Origin of the sequence: Methylopila turkensis, from assembly GCF_027922325.1 — a bacterium.
GTDB classification, from domain to species: Bacteria; Pseudomonadota; Alphaproteobacteria; order Rhizobiales; family Methylopilaceae; genus Methylopila; species Methylopila turkensis.
This window is the reverse complement of the sequence record NZ_BSFL01000003.1, coordinates 215,966-234,704: the sequence shown is the minus strand read 5'-3', so window position 1 is coordinate 234,704 and position 18,739 is coordinate 215,966. Positions and strand designations below refer to the sequence as shown.

The 18,739-nt window shown below is 70.7% G+C and carries 16 protein-coding genes; 10 read left to right on the top strand and 6 right to left on the bottom strand.

Features of this window, described 5'->3' with window-relative positions; translation table 11 throughout:
* Positions 1 to 56 precede the first annotated feature (56 nt).
* The 3 genes from PKE78_RS12355 to PKE78_RS12345 all read left to right on the top strand — a co-directional run bounded on the left by PKE78_RS12355 (position 57) and on the right by PKE78_RS12345 (position 4,116).
* Positions 57 to 1,862 (top strand): extracellular solute-binding protein, encoded by a 1,806-nt coding sequence (locus PKE78_RS12355; RefSeq protein WP_271201209.1) that lies wholly within the window; start codon positions 57 to 59, stop codon positions 1,860 to 1,862.
* Positions 1,863 to 1,879: 17 nt separating this feature from the next.
* The gene (locus PKE78_RS12350) at positions 1,880 to 3,388 is read left to right on the top strand and encodes an AMP-binding protein (RefSeq protein WP_271201208.1); all 1,509 of its coding nucleotides are present in this window, start codon (positions 1,880 to 1,882) and stop codon (positions 3,386 to 3,388) included.
* Between the two features lie 68 nt (positions 3,389 to 3,456).
* A complete protein-coding gene (locus PKE78_RS12345) occupies positions 3,457 to 4,116 on the top strand; it encodes a DsbA family oxidoreductase (protein ID WP_271201207.1) in 660 nt (219 codons plus the stop codon).
* Between the two features lie 130 nt (positions 4,117 to 4,246).
* Here the strand turns inward: PKE78_RS12345 and argC are convergent, their stop codons facing one another.
* The 3 genes from argC to PKE78_RS12330 all read right to left on the bottom strand — a co-directional run bounded on the left by argC (position 4,247) and on the right by PKE78_RS12330 (position 7,755).
* A complete protein-coding gene (gene argC / locus PKE78_RS12340) occupies positions 4,247 to 5,299 on the bottom strand; it encodes an N-acetyl-gamma-glutamyl-phosphate reductase (protein WP_271201206.1) in 1,053 nt (350 codons plus the stop codon).
* Positions 5,300 to 5,455: 156 nt separating this feature from the next.
* On the bottom strand, positions 5,456 to 6,439 hold the full coding sequence (gene acuI / locus PKE78_RS12335) for an acrylyl-CoA reductase (NADPH) (protein WP_271201205.1): 984 nt from the start codon (positions 6,437 to 6,439) through the stop codon (positions 5,456 to 5,458).
* Positions 6,440 to 6,534: 95 nt separating this feature from the next.
* Positions 6,535 to 7,755: an MFS transporter gene (locus PKE78_RS12330; protein WP_271201204.1), complete on the bottom strand. Its 1,221-nt coding sequence runs from the start codon at positions 7,753 to 7,755 to the stop codon at positions 6,535 to 6,537.
* A gap of 267 nt (positions 7,756 to 8,022) precedes the next feature.
* On the opposite strand from PKE78_RS12330, the gene nadA reads away from it, so the two are divergent.
* From nadA to nadC, 3 genes are all read left to right on the top strand, one after another.
* Positions 8,023 to 9,099 (top strand): quinolinate synthase NadA, encoded by a 1,077-nt coding sequence (nadA, locus tag PKE78_RS12325; protein ID WP_271201203.1) that lies wholly within the window; start codon positions 8,023 to 8,025, stop codon positions 9,097 to 9,099.
* Between the two features lie 245 nt (positions 9,100 to 9,344).
* Positions 9,345 to 10,952: an L-aspartate oxidase gene (locus PKE78_RS12320; protein WP_271201202.1), complete on the top strand. Its 1,608-nt coding sequence runs from the start codon at positions 9,345 to 9,347 to the stop codon at positions 10,950 to 10,952.
* A 2-nt stretch (positions 10,953 to 10,954) separates the two neighbouring features.
* Positions 10,955 to 11,818, top strand: a complete 864-nt coding sequence (gene nadC / locus PKE78_RS12315; RefSeq protein WP_428981281.1) for a carboxylating nicotinate-nucleotide diphosphorylase — start codon at positions 10,955 to 10,957, stop codon at positions 11,816 to 11,818.
* Positions 11,819 to 11,851: 33 nt separating this feature from the next.
* Here the strand turns inward: nadC and PKE78_RS12310 are convergent, their stop codons facing one another.
* Genes PKE78_RS12310 through PKE78_RS12300 form a run of 3 tightly spaced genes read right to left on the bottom strand, consistent with a single transcriptional unit; the run spans position 11,852 to position 14,342 of the window.
* Complete coding sequence (locus PKE78_RS12310; protein WP_428981269.1) at positions 11,852 to 12,595, bottom strand: ABC transporter ATP-binding protein; 744 nt, start codon at positions 12,593 to 12,595, stop codon at positions 11,852 to 11,854.
* The gene (locus PKE78_RS12305; RefSeq protein WP_271201199.1) at positions 12,583 to 13,332 is read right to left on the bottom strand and encodes an ABC transporter permease; all 750 of its coding nucleotides are present in this window, start codon (positions 13,330 to 13,332) and stop codon (positions 12,583 to 12,585) included. The genes PKE78_RS12310 and PKE78_RS12305 overlap by 13 nt, the downstream gene beginning before the upstream one ends.
* A gap of 5 nt (positions 13,333 to 13,337) precedes the next feature.
* On the bottom strand, positions 13,338 to 14,342 hold the full coding sequence (locus PKE78_RS12300) for an ABC transporter substrate-binding protein (protein WP_271201198.1): 1,005 nt from the start codon (positions 14,340 to 14,342) through the stop codon (positions 13,338 to 13,340).
* A 362-nt stretch (positions 14,343 to 14,704) separates the two neighbouring features.
* On the opposite strand from PKE78_RS12300, the gene PKE78_RS12295 reads away from it, so the two are divergent.
* From PKE78_RS12295 to PKE78_RS12280, 4 genes are all read left to right on the top strand, one after another.
* A complete protein-coding gene (locus PKE78_RS12295; RefSeq protein WP_271201197.1) occupies positions 14,705 to 15,922 on the top strand; it encodes an ABC transporter substrate-binding protein in 1,218 nt (405 codons plus the stop codon).
* Between the two features lie 86 nt (positions 15,923 to 16,008).
* A complete protein-coding gene (locus PKE78_RS12290) occupies positions 16,009 to 17,016 on the top strand; it encodes a YVTN family beta-propeller repeat protein (protein ID WP_271201196.1) in 1,008 nt (335 codons plus the stop codon).
* Positions 17,017 to 17,038: 22 nt separating this feature from the next.
* Positions 17,039 to 17,824 carry an ATP-binding cassette domain-containing protein gene (locus PKE78_RS12285; protein WP_271201195.1) on the top strand — a complete coding sequence of 262 codons (786 nt, stop codon included), beginning with the start codon at positions 17,039 to 17,041 and terminating at the stop codon, positions 17,822 to 17,824.
* Entirely contained in the window at positions 17,821 to 18,696 is an 876-nt protein-coding gene (locus tag PKE78_RS12280; RefSeq protein WP_271201194.1) for an ABC transporter permease, read from the top strand. The genes PKE78_RS12285 and PKE78_RS12280 overlap by 4 nt, the downstream gene beginning before the upstream one ends.
* Positions 18,697 to 18,739 lie beyond the last annotated feature (43 nt).

Genomic DNA, 18,739 nt, shown 5'->3' with positions numbered 1-18,739 from the left:
GGACGCGCAGGCCGATGTTTCCTCTTCAGCGGATGCGCCGGCTTCGGCGCGCGGCGATGATCGCCGTCCTCGGCTGGGCGGCGTCGGGCGTGGCCGGCCCCGCCCGCGCCGCGCCGGACGCCGGCGAACCGCGGCACGGACTGGCGATGCACGGCGAGCCGGCGCTGCCGCCCGACTTCGACCATCTGCCTTATGCGCGCCCGGACGCGCCCAAAGGCGGCCGCCTGACGCTCGGCTGGCTCGGCGGCTTCGACACGCTCAACCCCTACGGCTTCCGCGGCCAGCGCCCGCAGGGGCTGCGCGGCCCCGTCTATGAGAGCCTGCTCGCGCGCAACTACGACGAGCCGTTCTCGCTCTACGGCCTGATCGCCGACAGCGTGACCATGCCGAAGGACCGCTCGTCGATCACGTTCCACCTCAACCCGAAGGCGCGCTTCTCCGACGGCGAGCCGGTGACGGCGGAGGACGTGACCTTCACCTTCGGCCTGCTGCGCGACCACGGCCATCCCTCGTTCCGCGCCAATTACCGGCGGGTGCGGACGGTTTCGGCGCCTGACGACCACACCGTCCGGTTCGAGCTCGCCGACACGGACGACCGCGAGCTGCCGCTGATTCTCGGGCTGATGCCGGTGCTGCCGGCGCATGCGACCGACCCTGAGACGTTCGAGGAGACCGGCCTGAAGCCGCTCGTCGGCACCGGGCCCTACATCATCAGCAACGTCGAGCCGGGCCGCTCGATCACGTTCCGCCGCGACCCGAACTACTGGGGCGCGGCGCTGCCGGTGAACCGTGGCCTGAACAATTTCGACGAGATCCGCTACGACTACTACCGCGACGGCAACACGATGTTCGAGGCCTTCCGCAAGGGTCTGATCGACGTCCGTCCCGAAAGCGATCCGATCCGCTGGACCACCGGCTACGACTTCCCCGCGGCGCGGCGCGGGGAGGTCGCGCTCGAGAGCTTCACGCCCGGCCTGCCGTGGGGCATGAACGCCTTCGTCTTCAACACCCGCAAGCCGCTGTTCCGGGACGTTCGGGTGCGGGAAGCGCTCGGGCTGCTGTTCGACTTCGAATGGGTCGACCGCAACCTGTTCGGCAGCGCCATGACGCGAACCTCGAGCTATTTCGAAGGCTCGGAGCTGTCATCCTCCGGCCGCCCCGCCGACGCCCGCGAGCGCGAGTTGCTGGCGCCGTTTCCAGGCGTCGTTCGCGAGGATGTCATGGAGGGACGCTGGGCTCCGCCCTCCTCCGACGGCTCGGGCCGCGACCGCGACCTGCTGCGGCAGGCGCTCGATCTGCTCGCCGCGGCGGGGTGGCGCGTGAAGGGCGGCGAGCTGCGGCGGGAGAGCGACGACGCGCCGTTCCGGTTTGAAGTCCTCGTCAGCACCAGAGACCAAGAGCGGTTGGCTCTCGCCTACGCCCGCGCGCTCGAACGCGCCGGCGTACGCGCGACCGTGCGTCTGGTCGACAGCGTTCAGGCGTTCCGCCGCCAGCAGACCTACGATTTCGACATGATCCAGTACAACTGGGTCTCGACGCTGTCGCCGGGCGCCGAGCAGCGCAAGTACTGGGGTTCCGTCGCCGCCGACACGCCGGGGGAGCGCAACTACATGGGCGTGAAGGAGCCGGCCGTGGACGCGATGATCGCCGCGCTGCTCGCGGCCGAGGAGCGGCGGGACTTCGTCTCCGCCGTGCGCGCGCTCGACCGGGTGTTGCTCTCGGGCTTCTACGTCGTGCCGTTGCTGCATGTCGAGCGGCAATGGCTTGCGCGCTGGACCCGAATCGAGCGCCCAGAGAAGGTGCCTCTTTATGGCGCGCTGCCGGAGACATGGTGGCGCGCCCCGCCCGCAACGCCGCGCTGACGAAGGAAACCCGGATCATGCGCCTCCACGCGGCTTCGCCCGATCCGATGCCGAACCCGGTCGCGGGGATCGCGACCCTGGACGAGGTGCTCTCGCACAACGCCTTCCGCGATCCCGACGGGCGCGCGCTCTCGAATGCCACGCTGCCGTTCCGCGGCACGTGGCGCGAGACCAACCGGGCCGTCTCGGCCCTGGCGGAGACCTTCGCGGGCTGGCGGCTCGGGCCCGACGCGGTCGTCGGCGTGCAGCTCGGTTCGGGGCCGGAGGCGGCGCTGACCTGTCTCGCGCTCTGGCGCGCCGGGCTGATCGCCGCGCTGCTGCCGCTGCCGTGGCGGCGGCGCGAGATGACGGCGGCGCTCGCGGCCGTCGGTGCGCAGGCGGTGGTCGCGCGCACCGAGGCGGCCGGCGGCCGGCCCGGCGAAAGCGCCTGCGAGGCCGCCTTCGAGCTCGACCGGCTGCGTTTCGTCGCGACCTTCGGGCCGGACGCGCCGGACGGCGCCACGCCGCTCGACCATCTGCTCGATTCGGCCGCGCCGTCTGCGGGCGAGCGGCCCGACCGGCCGGACGACGCCGCCGACCATGTCGCCGTCATCACCTTCGACCCCGCCGCGACGCCGATCGCGCGGAGCCACAACGAGCTCGTGGCGCTCGGCCTCGCCCCGCTGCTGGCCGGCCGGCTCGGCGGCGGCGACCGGCTGCTGTCGACGCTCGACCTCGCCGGCCTGCCCGGCCTCGCCACCGGCCTCGCGCCCTGGCTGGTCACGCGGGCGACCGCGACCTTCCACCAGCCCTCCACGCTCGAAGCCCTGATCGAGGCCGCGCGCGACGCGACCCATGTGGCGTTGCCGGGCCGAATCATGGAGCGGCTCGTCGCCGATGGCGCATTCGAAGGTCTCAGTCCCAAGGCCGTGTTCGCCGCTTGGCGCGCGCCCGAGCCGCGGCTGTCGGCGCCGGTCGCGGTTCCCGGCACCGAGATGGTCGACGTGATCGCGCTCGGCGAGATCGCCCTCGTCGCCTCCTCGCGCGCAGGGCCGGCGCGGTTCGCGGCGGTTCCGCTCGGCCCCTTCGCGCCGGAGGGCCTCGCGCCGCTGATCGAGACGCGCGTCGGTCCGGACGGACGGCTTTATGCGCGCGGGCCGGTCTGCCCGGCCAACGTGTTCGCCTCGCCCGAAGGCGCGGCCGTCGCGATCGACGCCGAGGGCTTCGTGGAGACCGGCTTCGTCGGCGTTGCGGACCGCGCCGCCGGCCGCGTCATGCTCGGCGGGCGGCGGCGCGGCGCGCTGCAGGTGGGCGGCGTGTCGGTGACGCAGGTCGAGGCCGAACGCGCCTTCGCGGCCGCCGGAATCGACGGCTCGGTCGACCTGCAGGACGATCCCGTGCTGGGCGCCCGCCTCCGCCTGACGCTGAAGCCCGGCGCCGACGCGCTGTCGGCGGACGCCGCCGCGCTGGCTCTCGAGGAAGCCGGCTTCGGGCCCGCGCTGTTCCCGCGCGCCGTCGTCGCGGAACCGGCCCGGCGCACGGCCTGACTTAACCGCGCCGCCGGCGCCGCCTATATGCGGGCGACGACTCCGCAGCGAACGAAACGGCGCGCCCCATGGAAAAGCTCACCATCGACGTTTACGCGGACCCGGTCTGCCCGTGGTGCTGGCTGGGCAAGCGCCGGCTCGACACCGCGCTCGCCGCGCGACCGGACGTGGACGCGACCGTTCGCTGGCGGCCGTTCCAGCTCGATCCCGCGGTGCCGCCGGAAGGCGTGGACCGGGCCGAGTATCTCGAGACCAAGTTCGGCGACCCCGCCCGCGTGCGCGCCACCCAGGAGCAGCTCGTCGCCATCGGCCGCGACGAGGGCATCGCCTTCCTGTTCGGCGAGATCGAGCGCTTTCCCAACACGCTCGACTGCCATCGGGCGATCCGCTTCGCGGAGGAGGAAGGCCCGACCGCGCAGAGCGCCTTCGTGGAGCGGCTGTTCGAGCTCTATTTCACCGAGGGTGAGGACATTTCCGACCACGCCGTGATCGCGCGCGCCGCCGACGAGGCGGGGCTCGACGCCGACACGTTGATGACGCGCCTCGAGGGCGACGAGGACGCAGAGGACGTCGGCGACGAGATGGCCCGCGCCCGCTCGATCGGCATCGACGGCGTGCCCTGCTTCATCTTCGCGGAGAAGCTCGTGGTGATGGGCGCCCATCCGCCGGAGGTGCTGGTCGAGGCCATCGACCGCGCGCTCGGCGACGAGGACGACGCCGAGGCGTGAGCGGCGAAGCGCTTGCCCCACATGCCTCGTCATGGTCCGGCTTGACCGGACCATCCATCTCCGGCCGAGTTCGACAGCCGAGATGGGTCCTCCGGTCAAGCCGGAAAAAGACGGCGCCCTTGAGAAACCCTCACGGGAAAATCGCGAGCTGGTTCAGGCCCTCGGTCTCCGGGAAGCCGGAGATCAGGTTCATGTTCTGCACCGCCTGGCCCGAGGCGCCCTTCACCAGGTTGTCGAGCGTCGAGATCACGATCGCCCGGTCCGGACCGCGGTCGGCGATCACGCCGAGCTGGACGTTGTTGGACCCGCGCACGTGCCGCGACTGCGGAACCTTGCCGAACGGCAGCACCTGCACGAACGGCTCCCCAGCGTAGGTCGTGGCGAGCGCCTCATGCAGCCGCTCCGCGGTCGCGCCGGCCGCGAGCGTCACGGTGATGTTGGCGTAGATGCCGCGGTTCATCGGGATGAGCTGCGGCGTGAAGGTGGCGAGCGACGGCCGGCCCGCCGCCTTGCCGAACTCCTGGTCGAGTTCCGAGGTGTGCCGGTGCTTGCCGACGCCATAGGCGTGGACGCCCTCGGACACTTCCGAGAACAGCATCTCCTCCTTCGCCGCCCGCCCCGCGCCGGACATGCCGGTGGAGGAGACGATCACGATGTTCGCCGGATCGATCAGTCCCGCCCTGAGCAGCGGGACCACAGGCAGGATCGAGGTCGTGGAGTGGCAGCCGGGATTGGCGACGAGCCGGGCGCCCCGGATCGCCTCGCGGTTCAGCTCCACGAGCCCGAAAGCCGCCTCGGCCTGAAGCTCCAGCGCCTGATGCGCGTGGCCGTACCACGTGGCGTAGGCCTCCGGATCGGTCAGCCGGAAATCGGCCGAGAGATCGACCACCTTCAATTCGGGCTTCTTCGCGAACAGGTCCTTGATCACGGTCTGGGTCGTGCCGTGGGGCAGCGCGCAGAACACGAGGTCGACGCCCGCGAGGTCGAGCTCCGCGATGGTGACGAGCCTCGGCAGGTCGAGACCCGCGAACTGCGGGAAGACGTCCGCCATCGCCTGCCCCGCCTTGCGGTCGGCGGTCAGCGCCCGGATCGCCGCGCGCGGATGGCGCGCGAGCAGACGCACCAGCTCGGAGCCGGTGTAGCCGGAGGCGCCAAGGATCGCGACGTTCAGGGGGGCGGTCATTGTCTCAAGCCTTACGTTGAAGTCGTCATCCCGGCCGCCGCGCGAGCGGAGAGCCGGGACCGTCGCACGAAGGAGGCGCTATAGCAGACCCTCGCCTTGCGCGAATGACGATCCCGGCTCGGCCTGCGGCCGTCCGGGATGACGGCCCTGGCCTCCTCAGATTTCCACCACCACCCGGCCGCGGACCTTGCCCTCGACGATCGCCGTGGCCGTGGGGACGATGTCGTCGAAGCCGACGGTCCTGGTCATGGCGGCGAGCTTCGCGCGGTCGAGATCCTTCGCGAGCCGGCCCCAGGCCTCGATGCGGATTGGCTTCGGCACGGTCACGCTGTTGATGCCGAGCAGCGACACGCCACGCAGGATGAACGGCGCGACCGAGGTCGGCAGGTCCATGCCGGCGGCGAGGCCGCAGGCGGCCACCGCCCCGCCCGATTTGGTCTGGGCGAGCGCGTTGGCGAGCGGTACCGACCCGACGGAATCGATCACGCCGCCCCAGATCTCCTTCTGCAGCGGCTTGCCGGGCGCGGCCAGCTCCTCGCGCGGCAGGATGCGCGCGGCGCCGAGCTCGCGGAGATAGCCGGCCTCGCTCTCGCGGCCGGTGGAGGCCACGACCTCGTAGCCCAGCTTCGCCAGCAGCGCGACCGCGACCGAGCCGACGCCGCCGGCGGCGCCGGTCACCAGCACCGGGCCGCGGTCGGGCGTCACGCCGTGCCGCTCGAGCGCCATCACGGACAGCATCGAGGTGTAGCCGGCGGTACCGATCGCCATCGCCTCGGCGGCGCTTAGGCCCTCCGGCAGCGGCACCAGCCAGGCGCCCGGCACGCGGGCGATCTCGGCGTAGCCGCCGAGATGGGTCTCGCCCACCCCCCAGCCGTTCAGCACGACCTCGTCGCCGACCCTGAACTCGGGGTTCTCGGTCGCCGTCACCTTGCCGGCGAAATCGATGCCCGGGATCATGGGGAAGCGCCGCACCACCGGCGACTTGCCGGTGATCGCGAGCCCGTCCTTGTAATTCACGGTCGAATGCGAGACGCGGACGACGACGTCGCCGTCCATCAGCTCGGCCTCGGGGAAGTCGACCGTCGCCAGCGTCTGGCCGGCGTCGCCTTTGTCGATGCGCAGGGCGCGGAATGTGGACATGGGGCGCGAGGCTCCGGGATCGGTGAATGGGGTCGTCGGGCGCTAGATAGGGAAGACGAGGCCGTCCGTCATCCCGGCCGGCGCGACGCCGCGGTTCAGGTGGCCGGCGCGAGCCGCGCGACCGGGCGCTCGCGGATCGGCAGGTTCACGAGCCCGGACATGATGCTGAGGCCGATCGCGATCCACCACACCAGATCGTAGGAGCCGGTGCGCTCGTAGAGCAGGCCGCCCAGCCAGACGCCGAAGAACGAGCCGACCTGGTGGGAGAAGAACACGAAGCCGTAGAGCATCGTCAGGTAGCGGGTGCCGAACAGCGTCGCGACGATGCCGGAGGTCGGCGGGATCGTGGAGAGCCACAGCAGGCCGATGCCGGCGCCGAAGGCGAGCGAGGTCGCGGGCGTCGTCGGCAGCAGGATGAAGGCCGCGATCAGCGCGCCGCGCGCGAAATAGATCGCCGACAGCAGCACCCGCTTCGGCATGCGGCCCGCGAGCACGCCGGAGCCGAGCGAGCCGGCGATGTTGAACAGCCCGATCAGCGCCAGCGTCCAGCCGCCGATCGCGGGCGCGATTCCCTTGTCGATGAGGTACGGCGGCAGGTGGGCCGTCACGAAGGCGAGGTGGAAGCCGCAGGTGAAGAAGCCGATCACGAGCAGCCAGTAGCTCGGCGTCGCGAAGGCCTCCTTCAGCGCCTCCCGGATGGTCTGGTCCGCGGCCTTCGGCCCGGACGCTCCCGAGGCCTTCGGGGCGGCGAGCGCCAGCGCGAGCGGCACGACCAGCAGCATCAGCGCGGCGAACACCAGCACGGTCGACTGCCAGCCGTAGTTCGCCACGAGCGCCGAGGCGAACGGGGTGAACACGAACTGGCCGAACGACCCGGCCGCCGTGCCGAAGCCGAAGCCGATGCTGCGCCACTCGTCCGGCAGCAGCTTGCCGAAGGCGCCGATCACCAGCGAGAACGAGGCGCCCGACAGGCCGAAGCCGATCAGCACGCCGGCGGAGAAATGCATGGCGAGCGGATCGCTCGAGAACGGCATCAGCGCGAGGCCCGCGGCGTAGAGCAGGCCGCCGACCATCAGCACCTGCACCGCCCCGAAACGATCGGCGACCGCGCCCGCGAAGGGCTGGCCGACGCCCCAGAGCAGGTTCTGGATCGCGAACGACATCGCGAACACGTCGCGGCCCCAGCCGTGGCTGTCGGAGATCGGCGCAAGCAGCAGGCCGGCCGCCGAGCGCGGGCCGAAGGTGAGCGCGGCGATGGCGCAGCCGCACAGGATGATCACGAGCGGCGAGCGGGCGGCGCGGGCGACGGCGGACATGCGGGGCTTCCTGAAGGGCGTGTCGTCGCCGCAGTGTAGCGGCGCGCCGCGGCCGCATCTCATGAAACTCCATGATCCCGCGCATCGCCGGAATCGATCGAAAGCCTCCACTGCACTGTCCAGGCCTTGCGCTCCAAGCGCTCTAACGTCACTGGCATGCCAGATGACGTTTTCATGTCCGCGGCCCTTTTAATCCGGCCTGCGACGCATTATCATAGTTATGCTCGAAATGAGCATATTGGAACGGTTCGATCCTGGGAGGACGCCATGTCCCCGCTCGCCGCCCTCGCCTCCGCCTCCCCCCTCCGCACGATCGCGGAGCCGCGCCGGTTCTCTCCCGTCGCCATGCCGTCGCTGGAATGGACGCCCGAGGTCGAGGCCGCGACCGCGCATCTCTACGACCGGGTGAAGGCCGTCATCCCGCCGGTCGAGTGGCCGTTCTTCGCGCCTTACGTCAAGGCGATCAACGAGCTCAAGAAAGTCCGCAACGCGGTCATCCTGGCGCACAACTACCAGACGCCGGAGATCTACAACTGCGTGGCCGACGTGGTCGGCGACAGCTTCCAGCTCGCGCGCGAGGCGACCAAGACCGACGCCCAGGTCATCGTCCAGTGCGGCGTGCACTTCATGGCCGAGACGTCGAAGATCCTGAACCCGGACAAGACCGTGCTGATCCCGGACGCGCGCGCCGGCTGTTCGCTCGCGACCTCGATCACCGCGGCGGACGTGCGCGAACTGCGCCGCAAGCACCCCGGCGTGCCGGTCGCCGTGTATGTCAACACAACGGCCGAAGTGAAGGCCGAGGCCGACATCTGCCTGACCTCCGGCAACGCCGTCGCCGTGGTCGAATCGCTCGGCGTTCCGGAAGTCATGGTGCTGCCGGACCAGTACCTCGCCGCCTGGATCGCGACCCAGACCAAGGTGAAGATCATCACCTGGAACGGCGCCTGCGAGGTGCACGAGCGCTTCACGGCCGAGGAGCTGCGCGCCTATCGCGAGGCCGACCCGGACGTGACGATCCTCGCGCACCCCGAGTGCCCGCCGGACGTGCTGGCCGAGGCGGACTTCACCGGCTCGACCGCCAAGCTCGCCGACTACGTGAAGTTCAAGTCGCCGAAGAAGGTGGTGCTGATCACCGAATGCTCGATGGCGGACAACATCATGACCTCGGCGCCGAACACCGAGTTCGTGAAGCCGTGCAACCTCTGCCCGCACATGAAGCGCATCACGCTGCCGAAGATCCTCGAAAGCCTCGTGCACATGCGCGAGGAGATCGTGGTCGACCCGGTGATCGCCGAGCGCGCCCGCATGAGCGTCGAGCGCATGGTCAACCTGAAGATCTGAGGGTCGCAGCCCTCGAGACCCCGCGCCGTCGTCCTCCGGCTGCATTCAGATAGGCTTTTGCCGATCTGAACCACTTTGAGAAGGAAACTCGATTGCATTCGAGTTTCCGGAGGACCCATCTCGGACGTCGAGCCCGACGTCCGGCATGGATGGTCCGGTCAAGCCGGACCATGACGCGCTTTCATTTGGAACGGTCCCGGCTCTTCGCGGCGCCGCCGCTTGGCCGGGATGACGGGTGAAACGCCATGACCGACGCCCCCGACGCTCTCGACCCCGACGATCTCGCCCCGCTGTCATGGGCGGGCGTGGACGACGTCGTCATCGTCGGCGGCGGGCTCGCGGGCCTGTTCACCGCGCTTAAGCTCAGTCCCCGGCCCGTCACCATCGTCACCGCCGCCCCGCTCGGCGACGGCGCGTCATCGGCCTGGGCGCAAGGCGGGATCGCGGCCGCCGTCGGCCTCGGCGACAGCGCCGAGTCGCACGCCGCGGACACGGTCGCGGCCGGCGCGGGCATCGTCGACGAGGCGGTCGCCCGGCTGATGACTAGCGAGGCGCCCGCCCGCATCGCGGACCTGCTCGCCTATGGCGTGCCGTTCGACCGCGATCTCGAAGGCAAGCTCCAGCTCTCCCGCGAGGCCGCCCATTCGGAGCGCCGCATCGTGCGCGTGAACGGCGACCTCGCCGGCCGCGCGATCATGGGCGCGCTCGTCGCCGCGGTGCGACGCACGCCGTCGATCCGCGTGCTCGAAGGCCTCGTCGCGGAAGAGCTCGTCACTGAGGGCCGCTTCGTGGTCGGCGTCTCGGCGCGTCCGGCTGGCTCTGCGAAGCCGGTCCGCGTCATCGGCCGCGCCGTGGTGCTGGCGGCCGGCGGCGTCGGCCATCTCTACGCCGTGACCACCAATCCAATCGAGGCGCGCGGCGCAGGCCTCGCCATGGCGGCGGAGGCCGGCGCGACGCTGGCCGACCTCGAATTCGTGCAGTTCCATCCGACCGCGATCGCGGTTGGCCGCGATCCCGCCCCGCTCGCGACCGAGGCGCTGCGCGGCGAAGGCGCCGTGCTGGTCGACGCGCACGGCCGCCGCATCATGGACGGCGTCCATCCCGACCTCGACCTCGCCCCGCGCGACATCGTTGCCCGCGCCGTCTTCGAGGCGGACCGTCGCGGCGGCGCTTTCCTCGACGCCCGCGACAAGGTGGGCGAACGCTTCCCCGCGCGGTTCCCGACCGTCTACGCCGCCTGCGTGGCGGCGGGCGTCGATCCGGTGACGCAACCGATCCCGGTCGCGCCCGCCGCGCATTACCACATGGGCGGCGTGCTGGTGGACGCCAACGGGCGCTCCTCGCTCGACGGCCTTTGGGTCTGCGGCGAGACCGCCTCGACCGGCGCACACGGCGCGAACCGGCTCGCCTCGAACTCGCTGCTGGAGGCGGTCGTCTTCGGCGCGCGGATCGCCGAGGACATTCTGGGCCTCATGCCCGCGCCGCCGCTCTCGGCCCGCGCCGCGCCCTCCCGCAGCGCGCCCGCAGCGACCCCGCCGGACGGCGCCGCGATCGTCGAGCTGCGCCGGACCATGGCCGACCATGTCGGCGTCGTGCGGAACGCCGTCGGCCTCGGACGCGCGGTCGAGACCTTCGCCCGCATCCGGCGCGCCGCGCAGGACGCCGACACCCGCAACATGGCGACCACCGCCCTCATGATCGCGATCGCGGCCGAGCGGCGGCGCGAGAGCCGCGGCGGCCATTTCCGCTCCGACGCGCCCGACGCGGTCCCCGCGCTCGCCCATCGCTCCCTGCTGACGCTCGATCAGGCGCTGGAGCGCGCCGAGACGCCGCTCGCCAGGGCCGCCTCGTGACCGTGTCAGGCCCGCTTGGAGGCCTCGACCCGATCGCGGTGCGCCGCGCCGTCGAGGCGACGCTCACTGAAGACCTCGGCCGCGCCGGCGACATCACCACCGCCGCGACGATCCCGGCCTCCGCGACCGCCCGACTCGTCATCGCCGCGCGCCAGCCCGGCCGGCTCGCGGGGCTGCAGCTGGCCCAAGCCGCCTTCGCGGCGCTGGACCCGTCGATCGTCTTCGCCGCCGAGCTCGTCGACGGAGCGAAGCTTGCGCCCGGCGCGGTGATCGCCCGCATCGAGGGCCCGGCCCGGCCCGCGCTTTCCGCCGAACGGACGGCGCTCAACTTCCTCGGCCGGCTGTCGGGCGTCGCGACCGCGACCGCGGCCTACGCCGACCGCGTCTCCCACACCAAGGCGAAGATCTGCTGCACGCGGAAGACGACGCCGGGCCTCAGGGTGTTCGAGAAATACGCGGTGCGCTGCGGCGGCGGCGCGAACCACCGCTTCGGGCTCGACGACGCCATCCTGATCAAGGACAACCACATCGCCGTCGCCGGCTCGATCGAGGCCGCGCTCGACGGCGCCAAGGCCTATATCGGGCATCTCGTGAAGATCGAGATCGAGGTCGACACCCTGGACCAGCTCGACCGCGTCATCGCCCACGGCGGCGCGGACGTCGTGCTGCTCGACAACATGGGCCCGGACCTGTTGCGCGAGGCGGTCGCCCGCGTCGGCGGCCGCATGGCGACGGAAGCCTCCGGCAATGTCAGCCTGGAGACGGTGGCCGCGGTCGCCGAGACCGGCGTCGACCTGATCTCGATCGGCCGCATCACCCATTCGGCCCCTACGCTCGATCTCGGGCTCGACGTCGCGGTGGCGTGAAGCCGCGCGAGCGCCGCAGGAGCGCTTCCGCCGTTACGCCACCGCGCCGCGCTTCAGCCCAAGCAGGGCGGCGCGCAGGCGTTCGATCTCGCTCGGCATGCGGCGCTGCTCGGGCGTCAGCGTCACCGCGACGTCGTCGGTGATCCGCACCGGCGGCCCGTCGAGCGCGACGACCCGGTCGGCGAGCCGGAACGCCTCTCGGCTGTCGTGGGTGACGAACAGCACCGTGGTCGGCCGCCGCGCGATCAGCTCGGTCAGCAGGTCGCGCAGACGGTCGGCGTTGGCCTCGTCGAGCGAGACGAAGGGCTCGTCCATCAGCAGCAGGTCCGGCTCCAGCGCGAAGGCGCGGGCGAGCGCGACCCGGCGCTGCATGCCGAGCGACAGCCGCTCGGGGTAGACGTCGGAGGCGTCGGCGAGGCCCATTTCCGACAGCACGCGCAAGGCCCGCTCGCGCGCGCCTTCGCCCGCCGGCAGCGGCAGCGTCACGTTCTGGAGCACGGTGCGCCACGGCAGCAGCCGCGGCGTCTGGAAGGCGTAGCCGATCCGCGGCGACCCGCCGGCGCCGAAGCCGACGCGGCCGACGAAGTCGCGGTCGACGCCCGCGATCATGTTGAGCAGCGTGGTCTTGCCGAGGCCCGAGGGCCCGAGCAGCGCCACGAAGGACCGGTCCGCCACGTCGAGCCGGAAGTCGCGGTAGAGCGCGCGCTCGGGCGCGCCGCCGGCGGCCGGAAACGTCTTCGAGACGATCTCGACGCTGACCGCGCTCATCGGCGCCACCTGTTGGCGGCCCGTTCCCACGGCTGCACCACCCCGAGCTCGATCGCCTGGACGATCAGGCCGAAGGCGAGCGCGTAGGCGAGGATGGTCGCCACGTCGAACAGCTGGAACGAGGTCTGGAGCTCGAAGCCGACGCCGTTCGGCCGGCCGAGCAGCTCCACCACCAGCACGATCTTCCAGACCAGCGCGAGGCCCGAGCGGGCCGCCGCAGCGAAGAACGGGGCGAGCTGGGGCAGGATGACGTGGCGCAGCGTCTTCCAGCGGCCGAAGCGGTAGATCGCGGCCATTTCGGCGAGGTCCCGGCTGAGCGCGACCGCGCCCTCGCGCAGCGTCACCGCGACGTTCGGGATCTTGTTGATCGCGACCGCGATGATCGCCGCCCATTCGTTCAGGCCGAACCAGACGTAGGCCAGGATGATGATCACGAGCGCCGGCAGGTTGAGGAACAACACCACCCAGGGGCCGAGCAGCCGGTCTGCGGCCGGCCAGAGACCGAGCATGATGCCGAGCGCGGAGCCCAGAACCATCGCGATGGTGAAGCTCGCGATCACGCGCGCGAGCGTGGCGAGCAGGTTCGTCGCAAGTTCGCCGGAGCGGGCGGCGGCGAACAGCGCCTCCAGCACCTTCGGCGGATCGGGCAGCAGCGCGCTGTCGATCAGCGCGGCCGCGAGCCACCACACCGCTATGAACGCGCCGAGCGAGACGGCGGACCAGCCGATCCGATTGAGCGTCGCCACGCGCTTCAGGCCTTCGGCGACCAGAACAGCGCAGGGTCGAAGCGCGGATCGGGTCCCACGAAATCGGCGCCCCCGAAATCCGCGAGCAGCTTGTGCAGTTTCTCGGAGGCGGTCACGTCCGCCTGGCTCCACGGACCGGGCACGCCGGCGCGGAAATAGTCGCGCAGCCGCGTGAACTCGGCGTCGGTCTTGACCTGCATCGAGGGCCGCAGCCGCTCCCAGGCGGCGTCCGAGGTCTTCAGGGTCTCGTTCCCCGCCGCGACCGCGCGGAAGAAGCCCGCCAGCCCCCGACCCGCGTCGCGCGACAGCGCCTCGCGCCACACGAAGCCGACGAGCGGCGGCGGCGGCGAGACGCCGAGATCGCGCAGGATGTCGGTCACGTCGACGAGTTTAGGGAAGCCTTCCGCGTCGAGGCGGGCGGCGAAGTGCCAGTAGGTCAGCACCGCGTCGACGCGGCCGAGCCGCAACTGCTCCGACAGAAGCGGCGGCGCGCCGAACACCGGCTCCAGCATGGTGGCGATGTCGCCGCCCACCTCGCTCTGCGCCCGCGCCCGGAACAGCAGCCAGCTCTTGTCGATCGGCCCGCCCGCGACGCCGAGCTTCTTGCCCCTGAGATCCTTCAGGCTGGCGATTTTGCTGTCCTTGCCCACCATGATCGCGCCGAGCGCGGTCGAATAGGGCGCGAACTGAAGCGGCTCGCCGTCCACGCGCCGGCGCATGGCCCAGGCCCAGTCGCTGACGATCAGATCCGCCTGTCCGGCCTGCAGCGAGACCGTCAGCGCCTGTGGCGACGCCAGCGTCTGCCGCCGCAGATCGACGCCCTCGCGCGCCGCGAAGCCTTCGGCCTCGACGGTGTCGAGCAGCCAGTTGACCGTTCCGAACTTCAGCGTCGTGACGCTGATCGCCCGCGACGCCCGCGCCGGAGTGGGGCCAAGCGCGGCCGCCGCGCCGAGCGCCGCCGCCCCCGCCAGAAAGCCGCGCCGCTCGATCCCGCAGACCCTATCGCGCATGATGTCTCCCGGCCTCGTCATGACTTCCCGCCCTGCATCGCCGGCATTCATCTAAGGACGGAACGATATCCGCCCATGCGACCGGCGTTTGCGTCGTCTAAATCTTTGCGCGACAGGCTCGCGCTCCCTCCGCTTCAAGCAATCGTCAGCACTTATTATGTTCTTATATATTGCAATGATGCCAACGGAGGGGTGGAATTGTTCCCGAACGGCGATACCACGTCGGTGGAACCGCCGCTATCGCCAAAACGGCGACTGTGCGCCAACTAACTGTGCGCCAACTAAAGGAAGCGGCGGACCGAACCGCCGCCCGGGAGACGTCTGATGCACCTCGCCGCCCGCCTTCGTTCCGAGGACGCCGCGTGATCGCTGCGCGCTTGACGTCGATCGCGCTGCTGGCCGCGTCGCTTGCGCTCGCAGGCCCGGCCGCGGCCCAGCAGGCGCCGGCCGAGACGCCGGCGGCGGCGAAGCCCGCCGCTTTGCCGTTCAAGTTCGGCGTTCTGCGCCAGTTCCCGCCGCCCCCGCCATGGTGGAACACGATCGCGACGTTGCCGCCGCAGGACGACGGCATCGCCGGCGCGCGGCTTGGCATAGCCGACAACAACACCACCGGCCGGTTCATGAAGCAGGACTTCCAGCTCGCAGAGGAGCTGGTCCCCTTCGGAGAGGACCCCCTTCCGGCGTTCAACCGGCTGATCGAGGGCGGCGCGAAGTTCATCGTGCTCGCGGTGCCGGCCGACCAGCTGCTGAAGATGGCGGACGCGGCGAAGGGCAAGGACGTCATCCTGTTCAACGCCGGCGCTCCGGACGACGAGCTGCGGCAGCAGGATTGCCGCGCGAACGTGCTGCACACCGCGCCGAACCGCGCGATGCTGACGGACGCGCTGGCGCAGTACCTCGTCACCCGGCGGTGGTCGAACTGGCTGCTGCTCACCGGCCGCACGCCCGAAGACCGCAAATACGCCGACGACGTGAAGCGCTCGGCGAAGAAGTTCGGCGCGAAGATCGTCGAGGAGCGGGTGTGGAACTTCGGGCCGGACGCCCGCGCCACCGCGCAGAACGAGGTGCCGGTCTTCACCCAGAACGTCTCCTACGACATCGCGGTCATCGCCGACGAGCTAGGCGAGTTCGGCGACCTGATCGGCTGGCGCACCTGGGACCCGCGACCGACGGCGGGAACGGCGGGACTGACGCCCACGACCTGGCATTCGACGCTCGAGAACTGGGGCGCCGCGCAGCTCCAGAACCGCTTCTACCGGCAATCGAAGCGCGTCATGCGTCCGCTCGATTTCCAGATGTGGCTCGCCATGCGGACGATCGGCGAGGCCGGGACGCGAACGAAGTCGAACGACGTGAAGGCGCTGCGCGGCTACATCTTTGGCCCGGACTTCGAGCTGGCGGGCTTCAAGGGGCAATCCTTCACTTACCGCCCCTGGGACAACCAGCTCCGGCAGCCGATCGTGCTGGCGCAGCCGGCGGCGGTCGTGACGGTGTCGCCGCAGGAAGGTTTTCTGCACCAGACGAACCTGCTCGACACGATGGGCTTCGACCGGCCCGAGACGAAGTGCAAACTGCAGTGACGACGGGCGGCGGGGACGACCCCCGCCCGATATCTGACAATAAGATGCGCGGCCTCCCGAGCCGCGCCGGTTGGGAGAATCTCTGGATGACCGCTTCTGCTGACCGCCGCCCGTCCGCGCCGAGGGCGCGACTGTGGCTGGCCGGCGTGGCCGCCGCCGCGCTGCTCGGCTCCGCCGCTCCGGCCGCCGCCGAACGGATCTTCGTCTCGAACGAGCGCGACCACACCATGACGGTGATCGACGGCGAGACGCTGAAGGTGATCGAAACGGTGAAGACCGGCCGCCGGCCGCGCGGGATCACGGCGAGCCCCGACGGCAAGCTGATCTACATCTGCGCCAGCGACGACAACCGTGTCGAGGTTTACGACGCTGCGACCTACAAGATGCTGCGCACGCTGCCCTCCGGCCCCGACCCGGAGCTGTTCGTGCTGCACCCCTCGGGCAATCCGCTCTACATCGCCAACGAAGACGACAACATGGTCACGATCGTCGACACCGCGACGGGCCAGAAGATCACCGAGGTGCCGGTCGGCGTGGAGCCGGAGGGCATGGGCATCAGCCCGGACGGCAAGGTGCTCGTCAACACGTCGGAAACGACGAACATGGCCCATTTCATCAGCACGGACACGAACGAGATCGTGGAGAACGTGCTGGTGGACAGCCGCCCGCGCATCGCCGAGTTCCGCCCCGACGGCAAGCATGTCTGGGTGTCGGCGGAGGTCGGCGGCACGGTGTCGGTGATCGACCCGAAGACGCATCAGATCGTGAAGCGCATCACCTTCGAGATCCCCGGCGTCACGCCCGAGGCGATCCAGCCGGTCGGCGTGCGCATCACGAGCGACAACTCGACCGCCTTCGTCGCGCTCGGGCCGGCGAACCGCGTCGCGGTGATCGACACCGAGACCTTCGAGATCAAGAAGTACCTGCTTGTCGGCCAGCGCGTGTGGCAGCTCGCCTTCTCGCCGGACCAGAAGCGGCTCTACACCACCAACGGCAACTCGAACGACATCTCGATCATCGACATCGCGAGCGAGAAGGTGCTGAAGTCGATCACCACCGGCCGGTCTCCCTGGGGCGCGGTGGCCGTGCCGTGAGCCTTGCCTCCAAGGTGGCGGCATGACCGCGGCGACGCACGGGGCGGGCGCCGCGCCCGCGCTCAGCGTGCGCGACGTCAGCCACAGCTTCGGATCGCGCAAGGCGCTCGACGGCGTCAGCCTGGAGGCCCCGTCCGGGGCCTTCACGGCTTTGCTCGGCCTGAACGGCGCCGGCAAGACCACGCTCTATTCGCTGATCACGCGGCTCTACCAGAACCGCAGCGGCTCGATCGCCGTGCTCGGCCACGACGTGCGCCGTGACCCCGCTGGCGCGCTGTCGCGCCTCGGCGTCGTGTTCCAGGCGCGCACGCTCGATCTCGAGCTCACCGTGCTGCAGAACCTGCTCTACCACGCCGCCCTGCACGGCCTCGGCCCCGCGGAGGCCAAGCGGCGCGGACTGGCGCTGCTCGAGCGCGTCGGGCTCGAGGCCCGCGCGAAGGAGCGGGTGCGGGCGCTGTCCGGCGGACAGATGCGCCGCGTCGAGATCGCGCGCGCCCTGCTCCACCGGCCGAGCCTGCTGCTGCTCGACGAGCCCACCGTCGGCCTCGACATCGGCTCCCGGCGGGCGCTGATCGCCGAGGTCCGCCGGCTGATCGCGGACGAAGGCATCGGCGTGCTGTGGGCGACGCATCTCGTGGACGAGATCGAGGCCGCCGACCGCGTGGCGGTGCTGCACAAGGGCCGGATGCTGTTTTCGGGCGACGTCGCCGCGCTGAGGGACCGCGCGGGAACCGACGACGTCGGGGCGGCCTTCATGGCGGTCGTCACGGAGGCCGACGCGGCCGCGCCGGGGGCGAGCGCGGCATGAGCGCGACCGAACCGCTCTCGCCGAGCCCCGCCGCCCCGCCAGACGACCGCCGCCTGACCTTCGGCGGCTACATGATCGCGCTCTACGGCATCGTCTGGCGCGAGGGCCTGCGCTTCGTGCACCAGCGCGGCCGCTTCCTGTCGGCGCTGGTGCGCCCGCTGGTCTGGCTGTTCATCTTCGCCGCCGGCTTCCGCGCGGTGCTCGGCGTGTCGATCATCCCGCCCTACGAGACCTATGTCCTCTACGAGGTCTACATCGCGCCGGGCCTGATCGCGATGATCCAGCTCTTCAACGGGCTGCAGTCCTCGCTCTCCATGGTCTACGACCGCGAGGTCGGGGCGATGCGCATCCTGCTGGTCAGCCCCTATCCGCGCTGGCACCTGCTGCTGTCGAAGCTGGTCGCCGGCATTTTCGTCTCGCTGCTGCAGGTGTACGCTTTCCTGCTCGTCGCCTACTTCTGGGACGTGCAGCCCGACAGCCCCTGGGGCTATCTCACCGTGCTGCCGGCGCTGATCCTCACCGGGCTGATGCTCGGGGCCATGGGCCTCGTGATGTCGTCGGTGTTCAAGCAGCTCGAGAACTTCGCGAGCGTGATGAACTTCGTCATCTTCCCGATGTTCTTCGCCTCCTCCGCGCTCTATCCGCTGTGGCGGATCCAGCAGGCGAGCGTTCCGCTCTGGTACATCTGCAGCTACAACCCCTTCACCCATGCGGTCGAACTGATCCGCTTCGCGCTCTACGGTCAGGTCGAGTGGACCTCGCTCGCCGTGGTCGCGGGCTGCGCGACGGTCTTCCTCGTGGCCGCCGTATTCGCCTACGATCCTTCGGCCGGATTGACGGCGCGGCGCGGCGGGCCGGACGCGGCCAAATGACGGCGGCGCGACGTGACGCCTGAACGAACAGGACGACCGGCGG